The following is a 22286-nucleotide window of genomic DNA, read 5'->3' as shown; positions in this document are numbered from 1 at the left end:
GCGCTCACAAATCCCTCTCCGGATACTCCATACGAAATGGGTGGCCTGAAGTGCACACACCGAGCACCGGCCTCCCATCAATCCCATATCCGGAGCATCCGTAATGAGCATGATGAGGTGGAACGAGGATGAGGCTCGCCGACTGATCCTCGGGCAGATGGTGTCGCTGATCGATGGAATGAGGACGCAGGCCATCCGCTCCAGCACGGGCAAGTTCCGCAAGCGCGAGCCCATCTCCGTCTTCCGGCCGCAGACCCTCCAGGAACTGATGGCCCAGGTGGAAGTGGAGCTGGAGAAGCTCGTCGCCGACCACGGCCAGCTCCGCGACTTCGCCGAGTCCATGCGCGTCCTGCTCCGGCGGATGCCCGACGCCAGCCTCCTGGAGATGTACGACGCGGTGATGGACGCCTCGGAGCAGTGGCTGGGCGATGTAGCGGTCGAGGACGCCGATGGGTTGCGCACCGACGCGCGGCACCCCACCCAGCTCGAGGAAGTCTCCCTCCTCATCGACGACCTGCGCCGCGAGCGCCGCAAGCCCACCCGCCGCGAGAAGCTGGCCATCCACATGGCCCACGAGGCGCTCGCCAACGGGGCCCGCCTGCAGTTGCCCTACAAGCCCCTGCCCCTCCCCGGCTTCGGCGACACGCAGACGTACATGTCCGTCACCGACCCGGGCGAGGGCCACCTCGCCGGCACCACCACCCGCGAGGACTGGATGCGCGGCGTGCTCGTCCACGTGGAGCACCTGGAGCGCGGTCACCAGGGCCGCGAGTCCGTGGAGTCCTACCGCATCCCCCGCATCCTCAACGTGGCCAAGGTGCGGCTGCACGTGGCCGGCCGCGCGCCGGTGACCAGCTTCATCGGCCGGCCCATGTTCGACAGCGGCAAGTTCCACCTGGACCTATGGAAGACCGTGCAGACCATGTCCGGCACCTGCACCGCCATGTTCCAGATGGGCGTGGCCGAGTGCAAGGTCGCCATGGATCGCATGACGGCCTCGCAGATCATCGAGTTCATGCGCTGCCTGCGCAGCAACATCCTGCGTGACTCGCGCACCCAGCTCCTGTCCGCCGCCTTCAACCTCAACACGCCCCTGGTGGATGACCGCGATGGCCGCTCGCGCGTCGTGGTGGACCGCAAGGAGATCGGCCTGCTGGGCATCGAGCTCGTCAAGGAGGGCGGCTTCGACAAGGTCACCTGGGACGGCGCCGCGGACACCTACCCCAGCCTCCCGGTGATGGAGCAGCTCACCCACGCCGAGGCGCTCGAGCTCGTCCACCGCGCCCACGAACGCGGGCTGCGCACCTACTTCTCCGCGGGCTTCCGCTTCCCCCACATCCCCCTGGCCGTCTACACCGGCGTGGACGGCGTGGGCATCGGCGGCGCTCAAATCCTGCGGTACATGGACTCGCAGACGGGCTTCCACGGCCCCTTCCAGCCGGAGAACATCTCGCGCATCCTCGCCATCCGCGACGAGGCCGCGCGCAGCCCCCTGGGACGCGCCGCCTCCCTCCTGGCCCGGCTCGACTGGCTGCACTCCCAGCGCCGCCTCGATGACCGCCAGGAAGAGCTCCGCGCGGAGCTCTACGAGGCCCTCTCCCGCCAGCAAGTGGATTCGGTCCTCCAGGGCCTCGAGTCCCAGCCCCAGACCGCCATCGGCTGAGCGGCACCTACTCCTCCCCTGAAGACCCGAGGCGCCCGCTGCTGGAGCGCTCGCTGAGCGGGCGGGCAAGCTCCGGGAGTCCTTCCGGGCCAAGAACTCCCGCACGGCCCGTCACATCGAAATCCCTTTTTCTCTATCCCCGCAGCAGGAGGCGGAACCTCAATGACCGGGACGCCCTCACGTTGCCTCCTGAGCAGTGCACGGCGTCCTGTCGTCAGGAGCAACCACGATGTTGCACGGTGAAACCCAGATTCGCGGCCACAACCCTCCCGAGTCGCAATTCCACGACCGCGGCCGCTTCGGCCGGCTCTTTCCGGGGCTGCCGGTCTTCGCACCCGACACCGCGAAGGTCCGCGAGGCGCTCTTCGAACTGGGCAAGATCGGGGGGCTGATGGACGCCCAGGATCCCCCGCCCGGCCAGCCCCCTGGCCCCAATGCCAGCAACATCGACAACGAGACCATCCCCGCGGGCTTCACGTTCTTCGGGCAGTTCGTCGATCACGATCTGACGTTCGATCCGACCTCCATCCTGGAGCGGCAGAACGATCCGGAGGCCATCGAGAACTTCCGCACGCCGGCGTTCGAGTTGGACAACGTGTACGGCTCCGGACCCCGGATCTCGCGCCACCTCTATGACAGCAGGGATCCAGCCAAGTTCCTCATCGAGAAGCTCGGCGGTCCGGACTCCAACGACGACATGCCGCGCAACAGCCAGAACACCGCGCTCATCGGGGATCCACGCAACGACGAGAACACCATCGTCTCGCAGTTCCACCTGGCCATGCTCAAGTTCCACAACGCCGTGGTGGATCACCTGCGCAAGAAGAACCCCAACGACCCGCAGGTCTTCGACAAGGCCCAGCGGATGGTGCGCTGGCACTACCAGTGGATCATCCTCCATGACTTCCTCCCGAGGACCGTCGGGCTGGAGGTGTTGAAGGATGTGCTGGACGACCGCCCACGGGAGCGCATCTTCCGGTGGAGGCACGAGCCCTATATCCCGGTGGAGTTCTCGGTCGCCGCCTACCGCTTCGGGCACAGCCAGGTGCGCCCCGGCTACGGACTCAACGCCGGCTTCGGCGCGGGCATCTTCAACGACACCCTGGACCCGAATGCGGCGGACCCGGCCGATCTGCGCGGGGGCAAGCGCGCCACCCGGCGGTTCGTGGAGTGGGCGCGGTTCTTCGAGGGACTGGCGGGCTCGAGTGGAATCACCCCCGTGCCCAGCAAGCGCATCGACCCGCGCCTGTCGACCCCGCTCTTCAAGCTGCTCATCGGGGCGCCAGGCCAGGTGGGTGGAGACGGCGTGGGCTCCATCACCAATCCCCAGTCGCTCGCGCAGCGCAACCTGCTGCGGAGCCTGGCCCTCCGGCTCCCCTCGGGCCAGGCCATGGCGAGGCGCCTGGGCATCAGGCCCCTGAAGCTCGATGAGCTGAAGAGTCTCGGTGTCGGGTTCGAGACCTCCAGCCCGCCCTGGTACTACATCCTCCGGGAAGCGCAGCTGGAGAAGGACAACGAGGGTAGGCGGCTCGGGCCGGTGGGCGCGCGCATCGTGGCCGAGGTCTTCGTCGGCGTGCTCCGGGGTGACCGGTTCTCGTTCCTCAACGCCAACCCGTGCTGGAAGCCGGAGCTCGCCAACTCCGAGGGCAAGTTCCTCATGGCGGACCTGTTGAAGTTCGCGGGCGTGCCGTTGGTGCCTCCGCCGGCGCCTGCTCCGGCCCCGACGCCGTAACACCCTGAACGGGGGCCCTCATTCAGGTGAGGGCCCCCTCTTTTTCTTCAGCATCCACCCGGAGCGGAACGGACCATGAACGCACGCGAGCCAGGCCATTCCTCGTCGAGGACGTCGAAGACGGTGGAGTTGCTGTGCATCGGGCTGTCCTACCGGACGGCGCCGCTGACGGTCCGCGAGCGGCTGGCGATGCCCGGGGAGCAGCAGGTGGAGCTGCTGAGGCGGCTCGGTCAGGTCCCGGCCGAGGCCCTGCTCATCTCCACCTGCAACCGGGTGGAGCTGTACCTGGCCTCGCCGGACATGGCCCGGGCCCGCCAGCGGGCACGGGAGGAGCTCGGCGGAATGGGAGGCCCGGAGGTGCTCGGGCTGCTCTACGAGCACCGGGGCGAGGCCGCGCTCACGCACCTCTTCCGGGTGGCCTCCAGCCTGGACTCCATGGTGCTGGGCGAGGCGCAGGTGCTGGGCCAGGTGAAGGACGCCCTGGAGCACAGCCAGGCCGCGGGCACGGTGCACGGCGAGCTGTCGCGCATGTTCGCGGCGGCCTTCCGGTGCGCCAAGCGGGTGCGCACGGAGACGGCCATCGGCATGGCGGCCACGTCCATGGCCAGCGCGGCCGCGGCGCTCGCCAGCAAGGCCTGGGATGGGCTCGGGGAGCGGACGGTGCTGGTGGTGGGCGCGGGCGAGATGTCGGCGCTGGCCGCGCGGCACCTCCGGCGGGCGGGAGTGGGCCGCCTGGTGGTGGTCAACCGCACGCTCGCGCGCGCCGAGTCCCTGGCCGCCGAGGTGGGTGGTACCGCGCGTCCCCTCGAGGAGCTGTTCACGCTGCTCGCCTCCGCGGACGTGGTGGTGAGCGGTACGTCCTCACCGGTGCCGCTCTTCACCCGGGAGAACGTGGCGCCAGCGCTCGAGGGGCGTCAGCGGCCCCTCGTCATGGTGGACCTGGCCGTGCCGCGCGACATCGCGCCCGAGGTGGGCTCGATGAAGCGGGTGCGGGTGCTGGACGTGGACGACATCCAGCGCTTCGTCCTGGAGAACGCGGCGGCCCGGGCCGAGGAGGCGCGGAAGGCGGAGGCGCTGGTCTCCGAGGAAGTGGCCCGCTTCATGCGCGAGCGGGCCGTGCGCGACGGCGTGCCCGTCCTCTCCCGGCTGCGCCAGCACGCCGACACCATCGCCCGCGCCGAGGCGGAACGGACCCTGTCGTCGCTCGGCGATTCGCTCTCCGAGAAGCAACGCAAGAGCGTCGAGGCCATGGCTCGGGCCATCATCAACAAGCTGTTGCACGAGCCCACGGCGCGCCTGCGGGCGGTAGGCACCGCGCAGGAAGATGTGCTGCTGGCCCGTGTCACCGCGGAGCTGTTCGGCCTGCACGGCTGATCCCGCCGCTGTCCAATCCCTCTCACTTGCCAAAGTCCAACGCGTACTCACGAGAAACCCGGGAGAGCTTGCGCTCCAGGCGCTCGATGCGGCGGCGCAGTGCGTCGGAGCTCTCGGCGGGCGCCGCGAGCCGCGCATGGTGCAGGGCGCGCGGAAGATCCTTGAGGCCGTGCTCGTACAGCTTGGCCAGCGAGAGGTGCAGCGGCGCCACCTGGTCCGCCCGCGCCGACGCGAGCGCCCGCTGAAGGTTCGCCACCGCCGTCCGGTCATCCCCCACCCGGCGCGACAGGCGGGAAGCCATCGCGAGCGCCTCGGCGCCCACCGCGCCCGTGTCTCCCGCCGCGGCGGCCCGGGCGAAGGCGTGGGCCCGCTCGTAGTCCCGCGCCCGGAGCGCCACGCCCGCGAAGCCCAGCAGATCCCTCGGGTCCTCGCCCTCGGCGCCACTCGCCCGGAAGCGCCGCCCCAGCACGCCCAGCAGCGCCGCCAGCAGCAACAGGTCGTTCGCGTTGTGCTCCAGCACCGGCGTCAGCGCCGAGCCATCCGCCCCGCGCAGGAAGCGGAAGTAGAGGTCCGGAATCAGCGCCCCGTCCACGTCCCCCACGCGGTGGTAGTCGAGCACCTGCTCCTCCAGGTGCACCAGCCGCGTCCCGGAGCCCCGGTACTTGAAGACGCGGCGCGCGCAGTGCAGCAGGTCCAGGTGCGGCAGCTCCGCGGGCGGCTTCACGCGGTTGAGCACGAAGCGCGTGCGCAGCAGCGGCCAGTCGAAGCTCTTGCCGTTGAACGTCACCAGGCAGGAGGACTCGGCCATGCGCTCGGCGAGGGCCCGCAGCATCGGCGTTTCCTCGCCCAGCCGATTCAGGAAGAGCTGATGCACCCGGAGCGAGCGGCCCTCGAACCACGCCAGGCCCACCAGGAAGGGCACGGTGCCCGTTCCTCCCGCGAGCCCTGTCGTCTCCGTGTCCAGGAAGAGCATCCGCTGGAAGTCCACGCCCGCCAGCCCCGGCTGCAACGCGAGGCTCGCCACCAGCGGTGACTCCACGTCCAGGGCCTCCGCGAGCGGAGCGCTGCCGTGGTGGTGCTCCGGTGGGAGCAGCCGCTCGGAGACGTGGATGACGCCGTGCGGAGTCGTCCGAAGCTCGACGGGCAGAGGACCCGGACGCGGTGCCTCCGTGGGACCCCGGCGAGCCACCGCCGCGCCCTGTCGCTCGGACCAGTCTCCGAGCATCCGCTTCAGGGCCACCACGCGAGGGTCCGGCTCCTTCCGGGGCTCCACCGGGGCGGGCGTCTCCACGGGCGCGGGAGGCACCTCCACCGGGGGAGAAGCAGCGGCCTCGGCCGCCGGGGCTTCCGGGGCGGGAGTCGGCTTCGCCCCCGGCTTCCCGCCAGGACCGATACCGCCAAGCCGGGCCAGCTTGCGTTTCAAGTCCACGGCGCACCTCGCCTACTGCAGGGCCACGACGCCAAGGGCCGAGAGGATTTCCAGACCGAGCCGCTTGCGCGGGTGGGCATCCACCGGCGCGCTCCCGGGCATGGCGCCCGCGGCCGGACCGATGCACGCGGGGCACCCGTCCTCGCAGCCACATGACTCGAGCAGCCGCCGGGCGCGCCGCAGCAGCTCGTCGCGCTGGTCGAACAGGCGCGCGGCCAGCCCCACCCCGCCGGGGATGTTGTCGTAGAGGAAGATGGTCGGGTCGAAACCCACGCCTCCGTCCTTGCGCGGCGGCCCGTCCGCGTCGTCCTTGCTCCCGAGCGTCTTGCCCAGGTCCCTCGGGTCGATCATCAACCCCACGCACGCCACCGTCCGCAGCGCGCTGGCGATGCCCCGGAGCGCGTCGATGACGGCGGGCCTCGGCGCGCCCAGCGAGCGCACCACGGTCTCCGGCACGGTGAGCCAGAGGGACGTGGTGTGCATCTGCATCTCGGGCAGGTTCACGTCGCCGTAACCCACGTTCTCGTGCGTGTGGTACTTGATCTTCTTGTACCCCACCACCTTCTCGATGACGCTCACCTCGCCCATGCCCGCCTGGAGCGTGGGGCCCATCGCCGCGCCCTGGTCCTCCTGGATGACGTTGACGCGCACGTACGTCATCGCGTCCGTGAAGTAGTCCGGCGCCACCTTGCGCACGTAGGCCTTGTGGTTCTCGTAGTCGAAGCGCTCCACCTGGTACTGCTCGGCCTCGTGCTGGTAGATGGCCTGCTCGTGCAGCATCGTGTGCGCCGAGCGGAAGTCCATCTCCGCCAGCGTCCGATCCGTGCCCAGCTCGATGATGACCACGTTGTCCCAGCCCACGCTGCGCAGCGACACGTGGTTGGCCGGGTACGCATCCGCGGACCAGTGGAACATCCGCTTGCCCTCGGCGCCCGGCGTGGGGTGCACCACCTCGTGCTGCGCGAGGTACCCCAGCGCGTCCGCCGTGGACTCGGCCGGCACGTCCCCGAAGGTGTCTCCCTCCTCGAAGGGCAGCTCGAAGGCGGCGCACTTGAGGTGCTGGACGAGGATCTCCACGTTGTCCGGATCGATGCGCGCGTGCTCCACCGGAGCGCCCGTGAGCGAGCGTGGGTCCCCCGCGAGGTACTGGTCCAGCGGCGCGCTGGAGGTGACGAGGAGCGCGAGGCTGCCCGCGCCCCGGCGTCCCGCCCGGCCGAAGCGCTGCATCAGCGCCGCCACCGAGCCCGGGTAGCCCGCGCACACCACCGCGTCCAGTGAGCCGATGTCGATGCCCAGCTCCAGCGCGTTGGTGGCCACCACGCAGCGCACCTCACCAGCGCGCATGGCGGCCTCGGTGGCCCGGCGCGTCCCCGGCAGATAGCCGCCCCGGTAGCCCTGGATGAGGTTCGGGTCCATCTTGTCCGCGATGAACTGGTCGCGGAGGTACTTGAGCATCACCTCGATGTTGTTGCGCGACTGGCCGAAGAGCAGCGTGGACACCTCGGCGCGCACCAGGTCCGACACCAGCCTCACCGCGCTCTTGAGGTAGCTGGCGCGGATGCCGAGCTCCGCGTTCACCACGGGCGGGTTGTAGACCATGACCCGGCGCTCACCGGCGGGCGCGCCACTCTCGGAGACGAGCGCTACCTCACGGCCCAGCATCCGCTCGGCGTGGGCCTTCGGGTTGCCGATGGTGGCCGAGGCCAGGACGAACACCGGCGACGAGCCGTGGAAGGCCGCCACGCGCTGCAGCCGGCGCAGCACGTTGGCCAGGTGCGAGCCGAAGACGCCCCGGTACGTGTGCAGCTCGTCGATGACGACGTAGCGCAGGTTGGAGAAGAGCCGCGCCCAGTTGGCGTGGTGCGGGAGGATGCCGGTGTGCAGCATGTCCGGGTTGGTGAGCACCACGCCGCTGCGCTCACGGGCCGCGCGCCGCGCATCCCCCGGGGTGTCCCCGTCGAAGGTGATGGCGCCGTGCTCCAGTCCCGCCTCGCGCATGAACACGCGCAGCGACTCCTCCTGATCCCGGGAGAGCGCCTTGGTGGGAAAGAGGTAGAGGGCGCGCGCGCCCGGCTCCCGCGCGAAGCGGTCCAGCAGCGGCAGGTTGTAGCAGAGGCTCTTGCCCGAGGCCGTGGGCGTGGCGATCACCAGGCTGCGCCCGGAGCGCGCGAGCTGGTAGGCCTCGGCCTGGTGGGAGAAGAGCTGCTCGATGCCGCGACGCAGGAGGGCCTCGCGCACCTGGGGAGCCACCTCGGCGGGAATGGGCGCGTAGGAGCCCAGGCGGGCCGGCGTCACCTCGTCGAGGACGAAGCCAGGCGAGAGCTGTCTGTCGTCGCGCCAGCCTTGGAGCACGGCGTCCAGACCGCGGGGACCCGTCCAGGGCTTGCGCCGGGAGCCGGTGAAAGCGCCTTCATCCTTCTCTCGCTTCATGGGGCCGGGCACTGTACAGACGTGCACCCGGCGAGGCAACGCACGAGCGCATTCCTCCCCGGAGAGCGTCCCGGCGAGCGTCGTGACATGGACCCGTGGGCGGTTTCTCCGCGTTGCGGCACCTGGGAGCACACCGCACGTTGTGCGCAGATGAACGCCCCCTTCCGCCACCGGACCGAGGCCGGGGAGACGCTGGCCCGGTTGCTCATGCACCTCGCCGGACGCGAGGACGTCATCGTGCTCGCGTTACCCCATGGGGGCGTCCCCGTGGCCCTCGAGGTCGCCCGCGTGCTCGGGGCACCGTTGGATGTGACGCTCGTCCAGCCCGTGAGTCATGTGATGGGACCTCCCCGGCGAGAGGTGACACTCGGGTGGCTCGGGTATCCCGCGGCCTCGCAGCTCCATGACGCCACGATCAACGCGTTGAATCTGTCCGACGAGGAACTGGAGCAGGCCATCTCCCGCGCCCGGCGGCAACTGCGTCAGCGAGTGCGCGCCCTGCGGCCGGGTGCGCCCGTGGCCTCGCTCGAGGGAAGGACCGTGGTCGTCGTGGATGACGGCTCGGCCGCCGGAGTGGTCCTGCGTCGAGCCGCGGGGTTGCTGCGCAGGGCCGGAGCTCGCGCCCTCGTGGCCGCCGTTCCCGTGGCCTCCGAGGAGGCGCTGCGCATGCTGGACGGTGAGTTCGAGGAGCTCGTCTGCTGCCACGGGCCCGAGCCCTTCGTCTCCGTAGCGAGCGGGTATGAGCGCTACCCCGACGTCACGGACGCGGAGGTGCGTGCGTTGTTGGCACGGGCCCGGAGCTACGGGGGCAACCTGGGACGCTCGATACCCTCACCCTAGCCCTCTCCCGGAGGGCGAGGGGACATTCCACGGGCTCGACCTGGGATTCTCAGGCCCGCCCTCCTCCGGAGCCCACCGGCTTGTCCAGCTCCAACGCGCGCCACATGTACCAGCTCGCCACCGAGCGCCACGGACGCCACCGCTCTCCGTAGGCCAGCAGGTCCTTCGGGCGCGGCATTTCGTCGAGGCCATACGTGCGCATGAAGCCCTTGCGGACGCCGTAGTCGTCCACCGGAAGAACGTCCGGCCGGCCCAGCCGGAACATGAGCAGCATCTCCACCGTCCACTGCCCGATTCCGCGCACCTTCGTGAGGTGCTCCACCAGCTCGGCATCGCTCATGCGCTTCGCCCGGGCCAGCGTGGGGACTTCACCCTCCGAGGCCTTCGCCGCCAGGTCGCGGAGTGCCGCCGTCTTGGCTCCGGACAGCCCCGCCTCGCGCAGGCCCTCCACGGGATGCGCGAGCACCGCTTCTGGCGTGAAGCGCCGTCCCTTGCCCACGCGCTCGCAGACGCGCCCGAAGATGGTGGCCGCCGCCTTCCCCGTGAGCTGCTGGTAGACGATGGACTCCGCCAGCGCCAGGAAGGGACTCTGGATCGAATTCACCTTCATGCTGAAGGGTCCCACCTGCTTCATCAGCGCACCAAGCGTCGGATCCGCCTTCACCAGCATCTTGCGCGCCGCGGGCGTGAAGCCCTCGGGCAGGAGACTGTCGGCGGATGGAAGGGCGTCAGTGGTGGGAACGGCACGAGCGGTCGCGGCGGGCATGGACCCATCGTGCCACCCACGAGCGCTCCGTGCAGCATCCGGCTCAGCGGATCTTCTTCGACGGCAGCGGCTTCACGGCCGGGCCGTTGAGCACCTCGCCCGTCGGGCTGTAGCGAGCCCCATGGCAGGGGCAGTCCCAGGAGCGCTCGCCCTTGTTCCAGTGCACGTGACACCCCATGTGCGTGCACACCGGGCTCACCGCGTGCACCGCCCCACTCTCCTCGCGGAACACCGCCACCTTCTTCCCGTCCACCTCCATGATGCGGCCTTCCCCAGGCGGCACCTCGGACAGGTCGTGCGCTTCCGGCTTCGCCATCCGGTCCGCCACGAAGCGGAAGGCCACCTCCGCGTTCTCCTGGATGAAGTCCTTCGCCCCCGCCTTCGGCTTCACTCGCGTGGCGTCATACAGCGCCGAGTACGGGTTCTGCCTCCCCATGATGAGGTCCGTCAGAATCATCCCCGACAGCGTCCCGAAAGTCATGCCCGTGCCCGAGAAGCCCGTGGCCACCCACACATGCCGCGAGTTGCTGTTGCGCCCGATGTACGCCAACCCATCCGCCGGCTCGATGACCTGGCCCGACCAACGGTATTCCAACCGTGTCACCGGGAAGCGCCGCCGCGTGTAGTCCTCCAACGCCTCGTAGTGGCGGTCCGTGTCCTCTTCCGTGCCCACCTTGTGGTCCTCGCCCCCGACGATGACGTAGTCCACGCCCTCCACCCGATGCGTGCGGATGTAGTGGTACGGATTCTGGCTGTCGAAATAGAGCCCGGCCTCCAGTGGTCCCTCGAGCCGCCCCGCCACCGAGTACGTCCGGTACGGGTACAGCTTCGTGTGCAGGAAGACGCGGTTGAGCGGTGTCGTCGTCGCCTCCACCACGTCCCGGCAGGTGATGACGCCTCGCGGGGTGTGCACCCGGCACGGCACCCCCTCGTACAGCTCCGTCACCTGCGTCTCCTCGAAGACGTAACTGCCTTCCCCCTGAATCCCCTCGGCGAGCGCCAGCAGGTACTCGCGCGGGTGGAACTGCGCCTGATCCTCCACGCGCAGCGCCAGCTTCACCGGGTACGGCAACGGCACCTCCTCCGTCAGCGCGCACATCAACCCCGCCTGCCGCGCCGCGACCGCCTCGCGCTCCAGCTCGCGCGCTTCCCGCTCCGTCTCCGCGTAGCGGTACCCGGGCAGCCGCTGGAAGCCACAGGAGATCCGCAGCCGCTCCACCAGCTCGGCGATCTGCTCGATGGCCGCGCGCGTGGAGCCGGCCGCCATCCGCGCGCCCTTCTCCCCGAAGTCCGAGGCCAGCGTGGTGTAGGGCGTGTCCAGCAACTCGGTGAGGTGCGCCGTCGTCTGCCCCGTCTGTCCCGTCAGCAGCCGGTGCATCTCCAGGAGCGCCACCTTCTTGCCCTCCTGCTTGAGCAGGTACGCCGTGGTGAGACCGGCGATGCCTCCGCCAATCACCACCACGTCCACCTCGAGGTCCCCCCGCAGCGACGGGTAGCGCCGCGCCGGGGCCGACACCGTCCACAACGACTTGTGCGTGCGCTCTTCCACCATGTCCCTAGGCTAGGAACGAGCCCGGGGGCCGGTAGGGCGAGCAGCCGGGCGCCCCCGCCTGCCTGCCTGTCCTCCACTGAAGCCTCGGGATGTGCAAGAACCAACACCCGGGTCGTGGCGGTGTTGGCCATCGGGGGCAGCGGACTCACACCTGTGGGGATCCTCTGCTCTACTGGGTAGTAACATCTTCGACCCGTATCACGAGGACACCGGAGCGCCGCCTCTTGCCATCTACCGCCGCCCTGCCGTCGCCGTCCGTGCCCGGCCCCGAGGCGCGACTCGCCTTCGCCGAGCTGCTGCTCGGATGCGAGGATGCCAGGATCTGCGCCGAGGCCGCGGTCGCGTGGCTCGTCCACCACGCGCAGGTGAGCCAGGTGCTGTGCCTCGCACCCGACGAGTCGGACTCGCACTGTCTGGTACCCATCGCCTGGAACGGCCTGCCCACGCCCGAGGGCTTCACGCTCGCCCTGCATGACGCGAAGCACCCGCTGGTGGAAGCGCTCCAGTGGAGCGAGCCCCGCTGGTTCCATCCCGGCCAGCTGCCGCCGGAGCTGCCGCTGTCGAGCCAGGGCCTCTTCACCCTGTCGCTCGGCCGGGCCATCGCGGGCACACCCGCCCCCGGACTGATGCTGATCGCCGCTCCCGAGCCGGTGCTCTCCCCCGACGCGCCGTGGCTCGTCGGCCACCTGGGCGTCCACCTCACCCGCCTCTACAAGGGCCGCCAGCTCGCGCGGCTCGAGGAGGCTTCCACCGAGCTGGCCGCCCGGGTGAACGCCGCCACCGAGGAGCTGGCCACGCAGAACGAGCTGCTGCGCCGCCAGGCCATCCAGCTCGAGCAGGCGAGTGCCGCCAAGTCGCAGTTCCTCGCCAACATGTCCCATGAGCTGCGCACGCCGCTCAACGCCATCCTCGGCTACACCAACATGCTGCTCCAGGGCGTCAACGGCGAACTCGCCACGCCCCAGCGCCGCAGCCTCACCCGCATCGACTCCAACGGCCGCCACCTGCTGGAGATCATCAACGAGATCCTCGACATCACCCGCATCGAGGCCGGCCGGATGCCGCTGCACCTGTCCGAGTTCCGCCTGCCCGAGCTCATCCAGGAGGTCATGGCCGAGTTGGATCCGATCATCGCGCGCTCCAAGCTGGCGGTGAGCGCGGCGTTGGATCCCAACCTGCCCCCGGTGTACAGCGATCGTCAGAAGGTGAAGCAGATCGTCGTCAACCTCCTGTCCAACGCCCTGAAGTTCACCCACGAGGGCTCGGTCAAGGTGCTGGCCTCGTACGAGGTGGCCACCGCCACGCTGCACATCTCCGTGGAGGACACGGGCATCGGGATCGATCCCATCCACCAGGAGAAGATCTGGGAGGACTTCCAGCAGGTGGACAGTTCGCCCACGCGGGCCTATGGCGGAACGGGCCTGGGGCTCTCCATCTGCCGGCGGTTGGCGGCCATGCTCGACGGGCGCATCTCGCTCAAGAGCGCCGTGGCGCAGGGCTCGACGTTCACGCTGTACCTTCCCCGACGAACGAGGCGGACATGAACAGCCCAGCTCTCAACGACACCGCGCCCCTCGTCCTGATCGTCGATGACTACCAGGATGCCCGCGAGATGTACGCGGAGTACCTCGAGTACTCCGGCTACCGCGTGGCCGAGGCGCGCAACGGGCTGGAGGCCGTGGAGAAGGCCTTCGCGTTGCACCCGGACGTCATCCTCATGGACCTGTCCCTGCCGGTGCTGGATGGCTGGGAGGCCACGCGCCGTCTCAAGAGTGATGCCCGCACGCGCGCCATCCCCGTGGTGGCCCTCACCGGCCACGCCCTGGACGGGCACTCGCGCGAGGCCCATGACGCCGGCTGCGATGCCTACGTCACCAAGCCGTGCCTGCCGGACGCGCTGGTGCGCGAGGTGCAGCGCGTGCTGGCCTCCGTGGCCGCCGCGTAGCCGCTCGCGCCCACCCGGCCGTTGGGCGGCAACCCCGGCATCGAGAAGTCGCTGAACACCCTGTACCAGCAGGAGCCCGGCATGAGCGCCAAGGCCGGAATGGACCCGCGGCTCATGGAGTACGTGGGCCGCGCCATGGCCGCGCTGAAGAAGCCCGAGTAGTCAGTGCCCCGCGGCCACCTTCTCCGCTTCCAGGACGATGGAGTCCGCCCAGGGGGGCAGCTTCGCCCAGCCGGCGGTGTACTCGGTGCGTGCGTGGAATCCACCGCCCGCGCCGCGTCCCACGGTGAGCTGGCCGATGCGCTGCGCTCCCCGCTGGTACTCCACGCGGAAGGCCTCCCGGGGCTCACCTCCGGGAGGCACCTCTCCCCGTCCGAGGAAGTCCGCCTGCGCCGGCGCGAGCAGCCACACGCGCTCGTGCCACTTGCGGGCCGTCTCATCCGGAGTGTCCGGCGCATCCCGGGGCAGGAGCTCCGCCGGCCGCCGCTCCCGCGCACGGACGAGGAAGGTGCGTGAGGTGCTCCCCACGGTGACGGTGAGGGTGTCGTAGTCGCTGGCGCCAAAGGCGTGCAGCGTCCGGTCCACCAGCCGGTGGGCGGCGTTCTCCAGGTCGGGCAGCAACGAGGGCGAGAGGAGGAAGACGTGCCCGTCCGTCTCGCGCCGCAGGTACGGGCTGCCCCAGCCAATCGCCGGGGCGGCCAGGGTGAAGGCGTGCTCCCCACTGGCCAGCTTCACCACCAGCTTCCGGGGGCTGTCCTTCAACCCCACCTCGGCCAGCTTCTCCGCTTCCAGTACGCCCAGGCTCCGCGTGGCCCGTAACGGCGCGAAGCGGGTGAAGAGTTGCTCCGCCGTCTCGTTGGCGCGCAGCTCCCGCTTCGCCCCCAGCCGCAGCCACAGCGCGCCGTCTCCCGGGCCTTCGCGGAACAACTCCACCTGGACGGACGCGTCCTCGTAACGCACGCGCTCCAGCGCCCGCTCCGGCGCGTCCAGCACCACCACCTCACCGGGAGCGCCCACCGGCTCGCGCTGCCAGACGAAGAAGGCCGCGGCCAGTCCCGCCGCCGCCAGCACCCCCTGGAGCACCACGCCCCGCGCCCTCATCGCGCGCCCCTCCGTCTCCGGCGCCGCGTCACGAGGAAGCCCGCCCCCAGCACCAGCGCAGGCGCCACGAAGACGGCCGAATAGAACCACACGACGTCCTGCTGCCGCGTGTGCTGCAGGGGCACGTCCTCCTCGTTGGACAGCACGCCCGCCAGCTCCTCCTCGCCGAGCAGCCAGAGCACCGTGTCCATCAGCAGGTAGGGGTTGCCGTAGGAGCGGGGGCCCGAATCGGTCATCACGTCCGAGTCCCCCATGACCACCACGCGCGCGGGCGAGGCACCCGAAACACCGGCCTTCTGTACCGCCACCACCAGGGGCCAGGAGCCTCGTGACTCTCCCTCGTCCGGGGCGAAGTCATGGTTGGTGTCCTGGAACGTCTCGGCGGGAGCGCGCACCGAGACATCGTGCGTCACCCCCTTGGGCAGGGGCGGCACCGGCTCCAGCGCCGCCGCGCCGGCGAAGACGATGGCCGCGTCGCTGCCCAACGAGGCCAGGGTCCCGACGGACGCGTGCGAGGAGAAGCTCGCCGTCACCAGGTTGCCCCGATCGCTCCGCTGGTGGCTCATGCGCAGGTAACGCAGCTCGTTGGCGAGCGGTACGCGCAGCAGCTTCAACCCCAGCGGCTCCAGCAGCGGCTCGAGGCCAGGACCGTCCGGCTCCAGCGCGAGCCACAGCCTGCCGCCGCGCTCCACGTACCGGCGCAGCGTGGCGAGCGCCTCCGGGGAGAAGTCCCGCTCGGGCCCCACCACCGCCACCACCGCCGCGTCGCGAGGCACCTCCTTCCCCAGCCCCTCGGCCATGCCCAGCGTGCGCACCTCCACGTTCAGCACGCGCAGCCACTCCTCGAGCTGCGACAGGCCGGGCCGCGCCTTCTCCAGCGCCGTGGCCGGCTGCGGTTGCAGGCCCCGCTCGCCCTGCCCCGCCGTGAGGTACAGCACCCGCCGGGGACGCGACACCACACGCAACCGCCGGTATACATCCTCGTCCAGGCGCTGCAGTTGCACGCGGGCGCGATCCAGTTCCAGCGGCACCTTCAGCCGCTCGTGACGAGCGCCCCGGCTGAACACCACCGTGCCGTTCTCCCCCACGCCCAGCTCCTTCGCCCGGGCCCGCGCCACCGCCAGGTCCAGCACCTCCACCTCGAGGTACCCGGACTCCCGCGCCAGCTCCCGGAAGTACTGCTCCAGGGCCTGCCGCACATCGTTGGCCGGTGGGAAGAAGAGCGTCACGCGCACCGGCTCGGGAATCTGGCGCGTCAGCAGGCGCGTGGCGGCGCCCGGCCGGGCCGTGCGGAAGTACGCCAGGTCCCACGAGACGTCCGCTCGCGTGGCCACATAGGTCGCCGAGAAGGCGAAGACGAGCGCGAAGGCCAGCCCCAGCCCCGAGTAGAGCGCGGCACGCACCCGCCCCAGTTGCGGCACCGGCGCCCGCGCCATGGACGCCGCCGCCAGCTCCACCAACACGAGCGGCAACAGCGTGGTGGTCAGCAGCGCGGGGAAGAGCGCACCCAATACCACCGCCACGGAGCCCCGCTCGCCCGGCCGGAGGAAGTAGAGCGCCAGGCCGAGCCCGCCCAGCAGGAAGAGGCCGAGCAGCCAGCGCTCCAGCACCCGCCACTCGACCGAGGCCCTCGCCGCCCTCACTCCACGCCACGCCACCGCGAGCCCCGCCAGCGTGAGTCCCAGCCCGCTCAGCACGAGCCGCTGCGTCCCCGCGCCCATCACGCGCTCGCCGAGGAACACGGCCAGCAGACCCAGGCCGTACAGCACGGACACCCAGGGGTTGGGCCGGAGCGTCATCGCCACCTCCGCGCCTCGAGGACGCGCGTGGCGGCGAAGAGGGCCACGTAGGTGACGGACAGGTAGTAGACGATGTCGCGCACGTGCACCACGCCCGCCTGGAAGGGCTGGAAGTGCTGGTTCCACAGCGCCAGCGCGCTGAAGACGTCCGAGAGCGGCTGCTCGGTGATGCGCGCAAGCAACCAGCACGTCAGCAGCGCCACCAGCATGCACCCGGAGAGCACGGCGGCCAGCACCTGGTTGCGCGCCAGCGCCGAGCCGAACGTGCCGATGGCCAGGGACGCACTGCCCAGCAGCAGCAGCCCCAGGTAGCCAGCGGCGATGTGCCCAAGGGACAGCTTGCCGTGCACCATCACCAGCAGCGGCATGAACACCGTGGCCAGCGTCATCAGCGCCAGGAAGGCCAGCGCCGAGAGGAACTTGCCCAGGACGATCTCGTGGTCCTTCACCGGCGAGGAGTACAGCAGCAACAACGTCCCCGCCTGCCGCTCCTCGGCCAGCAGCCGCATGGAGATGAAGACCGAGGCCACCATCGTGGTCCCGCTGGAGAACTGGAAGAAGAGCGAGAGCACCTCCGAGGAGCGCTTGCTCACCCCGCCCAGCGCGAAGGCGTTGAAGAGCAGGCCATCCACCGCCAGCACCATGGCGATGATGATGTAGCCCTGGAAGGTGCGCAGCCAGGCCGCGAGCTCCCGGCGAGCGATGAGCATCGTCCGCATCATGGTGCCGCCTCGTCTCCGCCCCGGGTGAGCCGCAGGAAGAGCGACTCGAGCTTCTCCGTCCCCCGGTCCAGCCGGAGCAACTCCAGGCCCGCGCCCACCACCGCCCGCGCCACGCCCGGCCGCAGGTCCGCCGGAGCCTCCACCCGGAGCGTCACCACGCCCTCCGCCTCGCCCATCACGTGCACCGGACCCACCCCCGCGAGCGCCGCCAGCACCCGCTCCCGCTCGCCCCGCACCTCCACCTCGATGAAACCTCCGCTGCCCAGCCGCTGGCCCAACTCCGCCTCGGTGCCCTGGGCCACGAGCTCCCCGTCCTTGATGACCAGGAGCCGATCACACGTCTGGCTGATCTCCGGCAGCAGGTGGCTGGAGACGAGCACCGTGTGCTCCGCCCCGCGCAGCCCCTGGATGAGCGTGCGCATCTCCACCATCTGCCGGGGATCCAACCCACTGCCCGGCTCGTCGAGCAGGAGCAGCGCCGGCCGGTGGACGAGCGCCTGCGCCACCCCCACGCGCTGCCGGTAGCCATGGCTCAGCGAGGAGATGGGCGCGTCATCCACGTCGCGCAGGCCCGTCTTCTCCTCGGCCTCGGTGACCCGGGCGGACACCTCGCGCGAGGGCACGCCGCGCAACCGCGCCACGAAGGCGAGGAACTCCCCCACCCCCATCTCGTCGTAGAGCGGAGGCGTATCCGGGAGGAAGCCGATGCGCTGGCGCACCTCGTGCGGGTGGCTCACCACGTCATGGCCATCGACGACGGCCCGCCCCGAGGTGGGCAGCAGCACGCACCCCAGAATCTTCAAGGTGGTCGTCTTCCCGGCGCCATTGAGGCCCAGGAAGCCGATGACCTCACCCCGTTGGATTTCGAAGGAGAGGCCGCGGATGGCCGCGTGGCCGCCGTAGTACCGGGTCAGCCCCTCGACGTGGATCATCGAGCCGTTCTCCGTCAACCGTGGCGGAAGCGCGGCCCCTCGCGCGTCTTGCCGAGCGTGAAGCGCAGGGCCTGCTCCAGCGTGGGGTGGAGGAAGGTGAAGCCCTGGCGCTCGGCCACCTCCGGGCGGACGTGGGAGCTGAGCAGGAGCGTCTCCTCGCCCATCTCCCCGAAGGCGGCCCGCACCGCGGCGGCGGGCAACGGCATCACCGCCGGCCGGGAGAGCACGTGGCCCAGGGTCCGGGCGAAGTCCTCCTGGCGCACGGCCTGGGGCGCCACCGCGTTGACGGGCCCGCGCAGGCCCGGAGTGAACAGGGCGAAATGGAGGAGGCCCAGCACGTCCTCCAGCGACACCCAGCTCATCCACTGTCGCCCATCGCCGATGCGGCCGCCGGCTCCGGCCTGGAAGGCGGGCAGCATCTTCGCCAGCGCGCCTCCCCCGGAGCCCAACACCACGCCCAGACGCAGGTGCACCACGCGGATGCCGGCCTGCTGCGCCGGAGCGGTGGCCGCCTCCCACTCGCGCGTCACCTCCGCGAGGAAACCCTCTCCGGGCGGGCTGGACTCGGTGAGCACCTCGTCGCCCCGGTGGCCGTAGAAGCCCATGGCCGACACGCTCACCAGCACCTTCGGCGGACGCGCCAGCCGCGCGAGCGACTCGCACAGCACCCGGGTGCCCTCCACGCGGCTGCGGCGGATGAGCTCCTTGCGCTCCTCCGTCCAGCGGCCCTCGGCGATGGGCGCTCCGGCCAGGTGCACCACCGCGTCCACGCCCTCCAGCGCCACCATGTCCATCTCGCCCTTGCCTGGCGCCCAGGCGATATCCCCGGCCTCGGGCCGGCCCCGCACCAGCCGCCGCACCCGGTGGCCTCCCGTCGTGAGGAAGGGCACCAGCGCGCTGCCCACCAGTCCCGACGCGCCACTCACCGCCACCGTCAGCGGCGGCTGTCCGGCGAAGGCCGCATGGCGCCGCAGGTCCTCCCGCGTCACCGCGTGGCGGTAGGCGAATATCCGCTCCAGCCGCTGCCGCGCGTAGCCCCCGCCCACCACCCGCCCGAGCGCCCCCACCGGCAGCGCGTACTCCACCTCGTCCTCCAGCACGCCACCGCCCGCGGGCTCATCCCACATGCGGTGGGTGTGCACCCACTTCGCGAAGGGCCCCGACACCTGCTCGTCCTGGAAGAGCGAGCCGGGGATGTAGCGGGTGTGTCTCGCCACCCAGGGCAGGGCCACCGGCCCCATCTTCATGCGCAGCACCACCCGGGTGCCCTCGCGAATGCCGTCTCCCTGACGCTCCACCACCTCGACCGGCTCCCAGGGGGGCGTCAGGCGCTGGAATGCCCCCTCGCGGGCATGCCAGGCGAACACCTCACCGGCGCCGACCGGCATCTGACTGCGCGCCTCGAACACCTGTGACTTGCCCATGGTCCCCTCCGGGAGCCAGATTGCGCCCGACAGGCATGCTTACCTCGGACCTCCTCACTCGGGCAGTGGAAACCCTCCGGCGCGGCGGCGTCATCGCCCTGCCCACGGAGACAGTCTACGGATTGGCGGCCAATTGCGAGGACGAGCTGGCCGTGCGCCGCGTCTTCGCCATCAAGGGGCGGCCCGCCACCCACCCCCTCATCGTCCATGTGGCCCGGGCCTCGGAGCTGCCCTCCTGGGCCCGCCACGTCCCCGAGGAGGCCTGGAGGCTCGCGGAGGCCTTCTGGCCGGGGCCGCTGACGCTGGTGCTGCCGCGCACGGCACGCGCCACGGACGCGGTGACGGGAGGGCAGGACACGGTGGCCCTGCGCGTGCCCAACCACCCCGTGGCCCTGGCGGTGCTGGACGCCCTGGGCGGAGGGGTGGCCGCGCCGAGCGCCAACCGTTTCGGCCGGGTGAGCCCCACCACGGCGGAGCACGTGCGGGCGGACCTGGGGGACGAGGTGGACCTCATCCTCGACGGAGGCCCGTGCACGGTGGGGGTGGAGTCCACCATCATCGATTTGAGCGGCAAGGAGCCGGCGGTGCTGCGCCCTGGAGGCCTGGCGGTGGAGGAGCTCGAGCGCGTCCTGGGGCGCAAGGTGCCGGTGAGGACCTCGGCCACGGTGCGCGTGTCGGGGAGCCTCGCCTCGCACTACGCGCCCCGGGCGGGGGTGGTGCTCTCCGAGCCCGCGGAGGTGATGTCCCGGGTGACGTCGCTGCGTGCCCGGGGACACAACGTGGGCGTGCTGGGGCCTCCGGGCCTCACGCTGCCACCGGGGGTGCCCCGCTACGACGTACCGGAGGACCCGGCCGGAGCGGCGCGCGCCCTCTATACGCGGCTGCGCGAGGCGGACGAGCAGGGCCATGACGTCCTGGTGGCGTGCCTCCCGCGCGCCGAGGGCCTGGGCATCGCCGTGAGGGACCGCCTGTCCCGCGCCGCCGCCCCCCGGCCCGCCGGGGGCTGATGGACGCTGGAGAGGGCAAACCGGCTCAGGTTTCCGGGCGTCCGGACACGACGGGTTCGAGCAAGCCTCTCGTGCGCAGCACGTCCTGGACACTCCTGGCCAGGGAGAGGTGCTCGGGATTCGACGCAGTGAGGCGCTCGGGTGTGAGCAGGAGGAGGGCGCCCTTGTCCTCCACCGGTTGCACCTGCACCGGCTCCGGCAAGGATGGCACCTCCCCCCGGCTGCGAGACAAGTACGTCACCCATCCTACGAAATCACCAGCCCGCCTCGTCTCGGACATGGCACCGCGCAGTTCATGCGAGGTGACGACACTCCAGTCCGGCTCCCAAGCCAGCACCATGGCATGCATCACATCCCTGAGCACGGACGTCGTGAGCACGCGCTCCTCTTCCGCTCCGGCGGAAGGCAGATAGAGAAGACATACATTGCTGTAGAATTCCGAGCAGGAGCCGCACGTCAACAGGAGGGAACCACCGCGCCCCTCTTCCTTGTTGCCCGTCCAAGCGGAAAAGCTGAACCCATCCGGTCCGTTCTGATACGCCTTCCTGCCGAAAAAGCGCATGAAGGTCCCGAAGGTCGGCTCGAACTGAAGTTGCAGGGCTTTCTTGAGAGAGTCCGCCTGCTCGAACCAATGCGCATAGATGGGGTCACACCGAGAAAGAAGGCCAAAGAACTTTTCCGCACGTCGGGCACACGCCTCCGCAGACTCCTTGCGGCACGCCCAATAGGCACCAGCCTGATACGTCTCCTTCATTCCGAATGACCTCACGACTGTTCTCGAGATCCGCTGTTGAGCTTGTGTGACGAGTCTCTTCGCGAGTTTCGCTTCGCTCAGGACGAGGGATTTCCGGACACCACGGGATTGAGCAGCCCCCGGGCGAGCAGTGCATCTTGGGCACGGCGGCCCAAGGTGAGGTGCTCCGGATCAGATGCGGTCAAGCGCTTGGGGGAGAGAAGCAAGAGAGTGCCCTGGTCCTCCACGGCTTCGGTACGCACTGGAGCTGGTAAAGCCGGAATCTCTCCGCGCGAGCGGGAGAAGTACGTCATCCAGCCCAGGAACGTGCCGACATCCCCTTCTTCGGACAAGCTGTCGCGGAAGTTGTCAGAGGTCACGACGCCCCAGTCCGGCTCCCAGGCCAACACCATGGCCCGCATGACTCCGGTCAGCACGGGCACGGTGAGCACACGCTCAGTGCCTGGCGCCTCGAGAGGGAGTTGGAGAAAACAGCTGTTGGGGGCACCCAGCGCATCGGAACCACAGATGACCCGGACCATACCGCCCCGCTCATTCTCCGCATGTCCCGTCCATGCGCCGAAGATGAACCCGACCTTTCCAAGCCTGTTGCTCCTCTTCTTGAAGAGGCCGGCGAAGGTGTCAGCGGTGGGCTCGAACTGGAGCTGCAATGCCCTCTTGAGCGAGTCCGCCTGCTCGAACCAACGGCTATAATCGGAGTCGCACTGGGAAAGGAGGTGGAAGAAGGTCTCCGCGCGACGAGCGCACGCGTCCGCGCTCTCCACGCGGCAACCCCAATAAACAGCGGCGTAATAGGTTTCCCTCACCTGCATCATC

At 70.3% G+C, this 22286-nt stretch carries 19 protein-coding genes; 8 read left to right on the top strand and 11 right to left on the bottom strand.

Annotation, left to right across the window (positions count from 1 at the left end):
* The first annotated feature begins 103 nt into the window (after positions 1-103).
* The 3 genes from Q664_RS13485 (at position 104) to hemA (ending at position 4769) form a co-directional block, all read left to right on the top strand.
* Positions 104-1663: a hypothetical protein gene (locus Q664_RS13485; RefSeq protein WP_043394372.1), complete on the top strand. Its 1560-nt coding sequence runs from the start codon at positions 104-106 to the stop codon at positions 1661-1663.
* A 229-nt stretch (positions 1664-1892) separates the two neighbouring features.
* Entirely contained in the window at positions 1893-3395 is a 1503-nt protein-coding gene (locus Q664_RS13480; RefSeq protein ID WP_043394370.1) for a peroxidase family protein, read from the top strand.
* Between the two features lie 123 nt (positions 3396-3518).
* Positions 3519-4769: a glutamyl-tRNA reductase gene (gene hemA / locus Q664_RS13475; protein WP_084609853.1), complete on the top strand. Its 1251-nt coding sequence runs from the start codon at positions 3519-3521 to the stop codon at positions 4767-4769.
* A 22-nt stretch (positions 4770-4791) separates the two neighbouring features.
* Here hemA and Q664_RS13470 read toward each other — a convergent pair whose 3' ends face one another.
* The gene (locus Q664_RS13470) at positions 4792-6198 is read right to left on the bottom strand and encodes a ribonuclease H-like domain-containing protein (RefSeq protein ID WP_043394368.1); all 1407 of its coding nucleotides are present in this window, start codon (positions 6196-6198) and stop codon (positions 4792-4794) included.
* A gap of 12 nt (positions 6199-6210) precedes the next feature.
* Complete coding sequence (locus tag Q664_RS13465; RefSeq protein WP_235216684.1) at positions 6211-8628, bottom strand: DEAD/DEAH box helicase; 2418 nt, start codon at positions 8626-8628, stop codon at positions 6211-6213.
* A 150-nt stretch (positions 8629-8778) separates the two neighbouring features.
* Here Q664_RS13465 and Q664_RS13460 point away from each other — a divergent pair, with 150 nt between their 5' ends.
* Positions 8779-9468: a phosphoribosyltransferase gene (locus tag Q664_RS13460; protein WP_043394366.1), complete on the top strand. Its 690-nt coding sequence runs from the start codon at positions 8779-8781 to the stop codon at positions 9466-9468.
* A gap of 49 nt (positions 9469-9517) precedes the next feature.
* On the opposite strand, the gene Q664_RS13455 is transcribed toward Q664_RS13460, so the two are convergent.
* Together Q664_RS13455 and Q664_RS13450 are read right to left on the bottom strand one after the other, a co-directional pair.
* Positions 9518-10234, bottom strand: a complete 717-nt coding sequence (locus tag Q664_RS13455) for a DNA-3-methyladenine glycosylase family protein (protein WP_084609832.1) — start codon at positions 10232-10234, stop codon at positions 9518-9520.
* Positions 10235-10277: 43 nt separating this feature from the next.
* Positions 10278-11786 carry an FAD-dependent oxidoreductase gene (locus Q664_RS13450; protein WP_043394364.1) on the bottom strand — a complete coding sequence of 503 codons (1509 nt, stop codon included), beginning with the start codon at positions 11784-11786 and terminating at the stop codon, positions 10278-10280.
* 224 nt (positions 11787-12010) lie between these two features.
* Here Q664_RS13450 and Q664_RS56315 point away from each other — a divergent pair, with 224 nt between their 5' ends.
* The 3 genes from Q664_RS56315 to Q664_RS59010 are packed head-to-tail and all read left to right on the top strand — an operon-like array spanning position 12011 to position 13893.
* The gene (locus Q664_RS56315; protein ID WP_235216683.1) at positions 12011-13330 is read left to right on the top strand and encodes a sensor histidine kinase; all 1320 of its coding nucleotides are present in this window, start codon (positions 12011-12013) and stop codon (positions 13328-13330) included.
* Positions 13327-13731, top strand: coding sequence for a response regulator (locus Q664_RS13440; protein WP_043394362.1), 405 nt, complete (start codon positions 13327-13329; stop codon positions 13729-13731). Before Q664_RS56315 ends, Q664_RS13440 begins: the two co-directional genes overlap by 4 nt.
* A gap of 21 nt (positions 13732-13752) precedes the next feature.
* Positions 13753-13893 carry a hypothetical protein gene (locus tag Q664_RS59010; protein WP_160174398.1) on the top strand — a complete coding sequence of 47 codons (141 nt, stop codon included), beginning with the start codon at positions 13753-13755 and terminating at the stop codon, positions 13891-13893.
* Here Q664_RS59010 and Q664_RS13435 read toward each other — a convergent pair whose 3' ends face one another.
* From Q664_RS13435 to Q664_RS13415, 5 genes are read right to left on the bottom strand one after another with little or no spacing between them, the layout of a single operon-like run.
* Positions 13894-14832: a hypothetical protein gene (locus Q664_RS13435; protein ID WP_043394360.1), complete on the bottom strand. Its 939-nt coding sequence runs from the start codon at positions 14830-14832 to the stop codon at positions 13894-13896. It lies immediately after the preceding gene.
* Positions 14829-16631 carry a motility-associated ABC transporter substrate-binding family protein gene (locus tag Q664_RS13430; RefSeq protein WP_043394358.1) on the bottom strand — a complete coding sequence of 601 codons (1803 nt, stop codon included), beginning with the start codon at positions 16629-16631 and terminating at the stop codon, positions 14829-14831. The genes Q664_RS13435 and Q664_RS13430 overlap by 4 nt, the downstream gene beginning before the upstream one ends.
* Positions 16628-17353, bottom strand: coding sequence for an ABC transporter permease (locus Q664_RS13425; protein WP_235216682.1), 726 nt, complete (start codon positions 17351-17353; stop codon positions 16628-16630). The genes Q664_RS13430 and Q664_RS13425 overlap by 4 nt, the downstream gene beginning before the upstream one ends.
* On the bottom strand, positions 17350-18285 hold the full coding sequence (locus tag Q664_RS13420; RefSeq protein ID WP_043394356.1) for an ABC transporter ATP-binding protein: 936 nt from the start codon (positions 18283-18285) through the stop codon (positions 17350-17352). The genes Q664_RS13425 and Q664_RS13420 overlap by 4 nt, the downstream gene beginning before the upstream one ends.
* Before the next feature lie 14 nt (positions 18286-18299).
* Positions 18300-19709, bottom strand: a complete 1410-nt coding sequence (locus Q664_RS13415; RefSeq protein WP_043394354.1) for a TIGR01777 family oxidoreductase — start codon at positions 19707-19709, stop codon at positions 18300-18302.
* A gap of 35 nt (positions 19710-19744) precedes the next feature.
* On the opposite strand from Q664_RS13415, the gene Q664_RS13410 reads away from it, so the two are divergent.
* Positions 19745-20716, top strand: coding sequence for an L-threonylcarbamoyladenylate synthase (locus Q664_RS13410; RefSeq protein WP_043394352.1), 972 nt, complete (start codon positions 19745-19747; stop codon positions 20714-20716).
* Between the two features lie 25 nt (positions 20717-20741).
* Here the strand turns inward: Q664_RS13410 and Q664_RS13405 are convergent, their stop codons facing one another.
* Positions 20742-21470, bottom strand: coding sequence for an immunity 52 family protein (locus Q664_RS13405; protein WP_043394350.1), 729 nt, complete (start codon positions 21468-21470; stop codon positions 20742-20744).
* Between the two features lie 77 nt (positions 21471-21547).
* Positions 21548-22285, bottom strand: coding sequence for an immunity 52 family protein (locus Q664_RS13400; RefSeq protein ID WP_084609828.1), 738 nt, complete (start codon positions 22283-22285; stop codon positions 21548-21550).
* Position 22286: the final 1 nt, after the last annotated feature.

Origin of the sequence: Archangium violaceum Cb vi76 (assembly GCF_000733295.1) — a bacterium.
Classification (GTDB): domain Bacteria; phylum Myxococcota; class Myxococcia; order Myxococcales; family Myxococcaceae; genus Archangium; species Archangium violaceum.
Note: the sequence above shows the minus strand (reverse complement) of the source record. Positions and strands in the feature narration are given on the sequence as shown.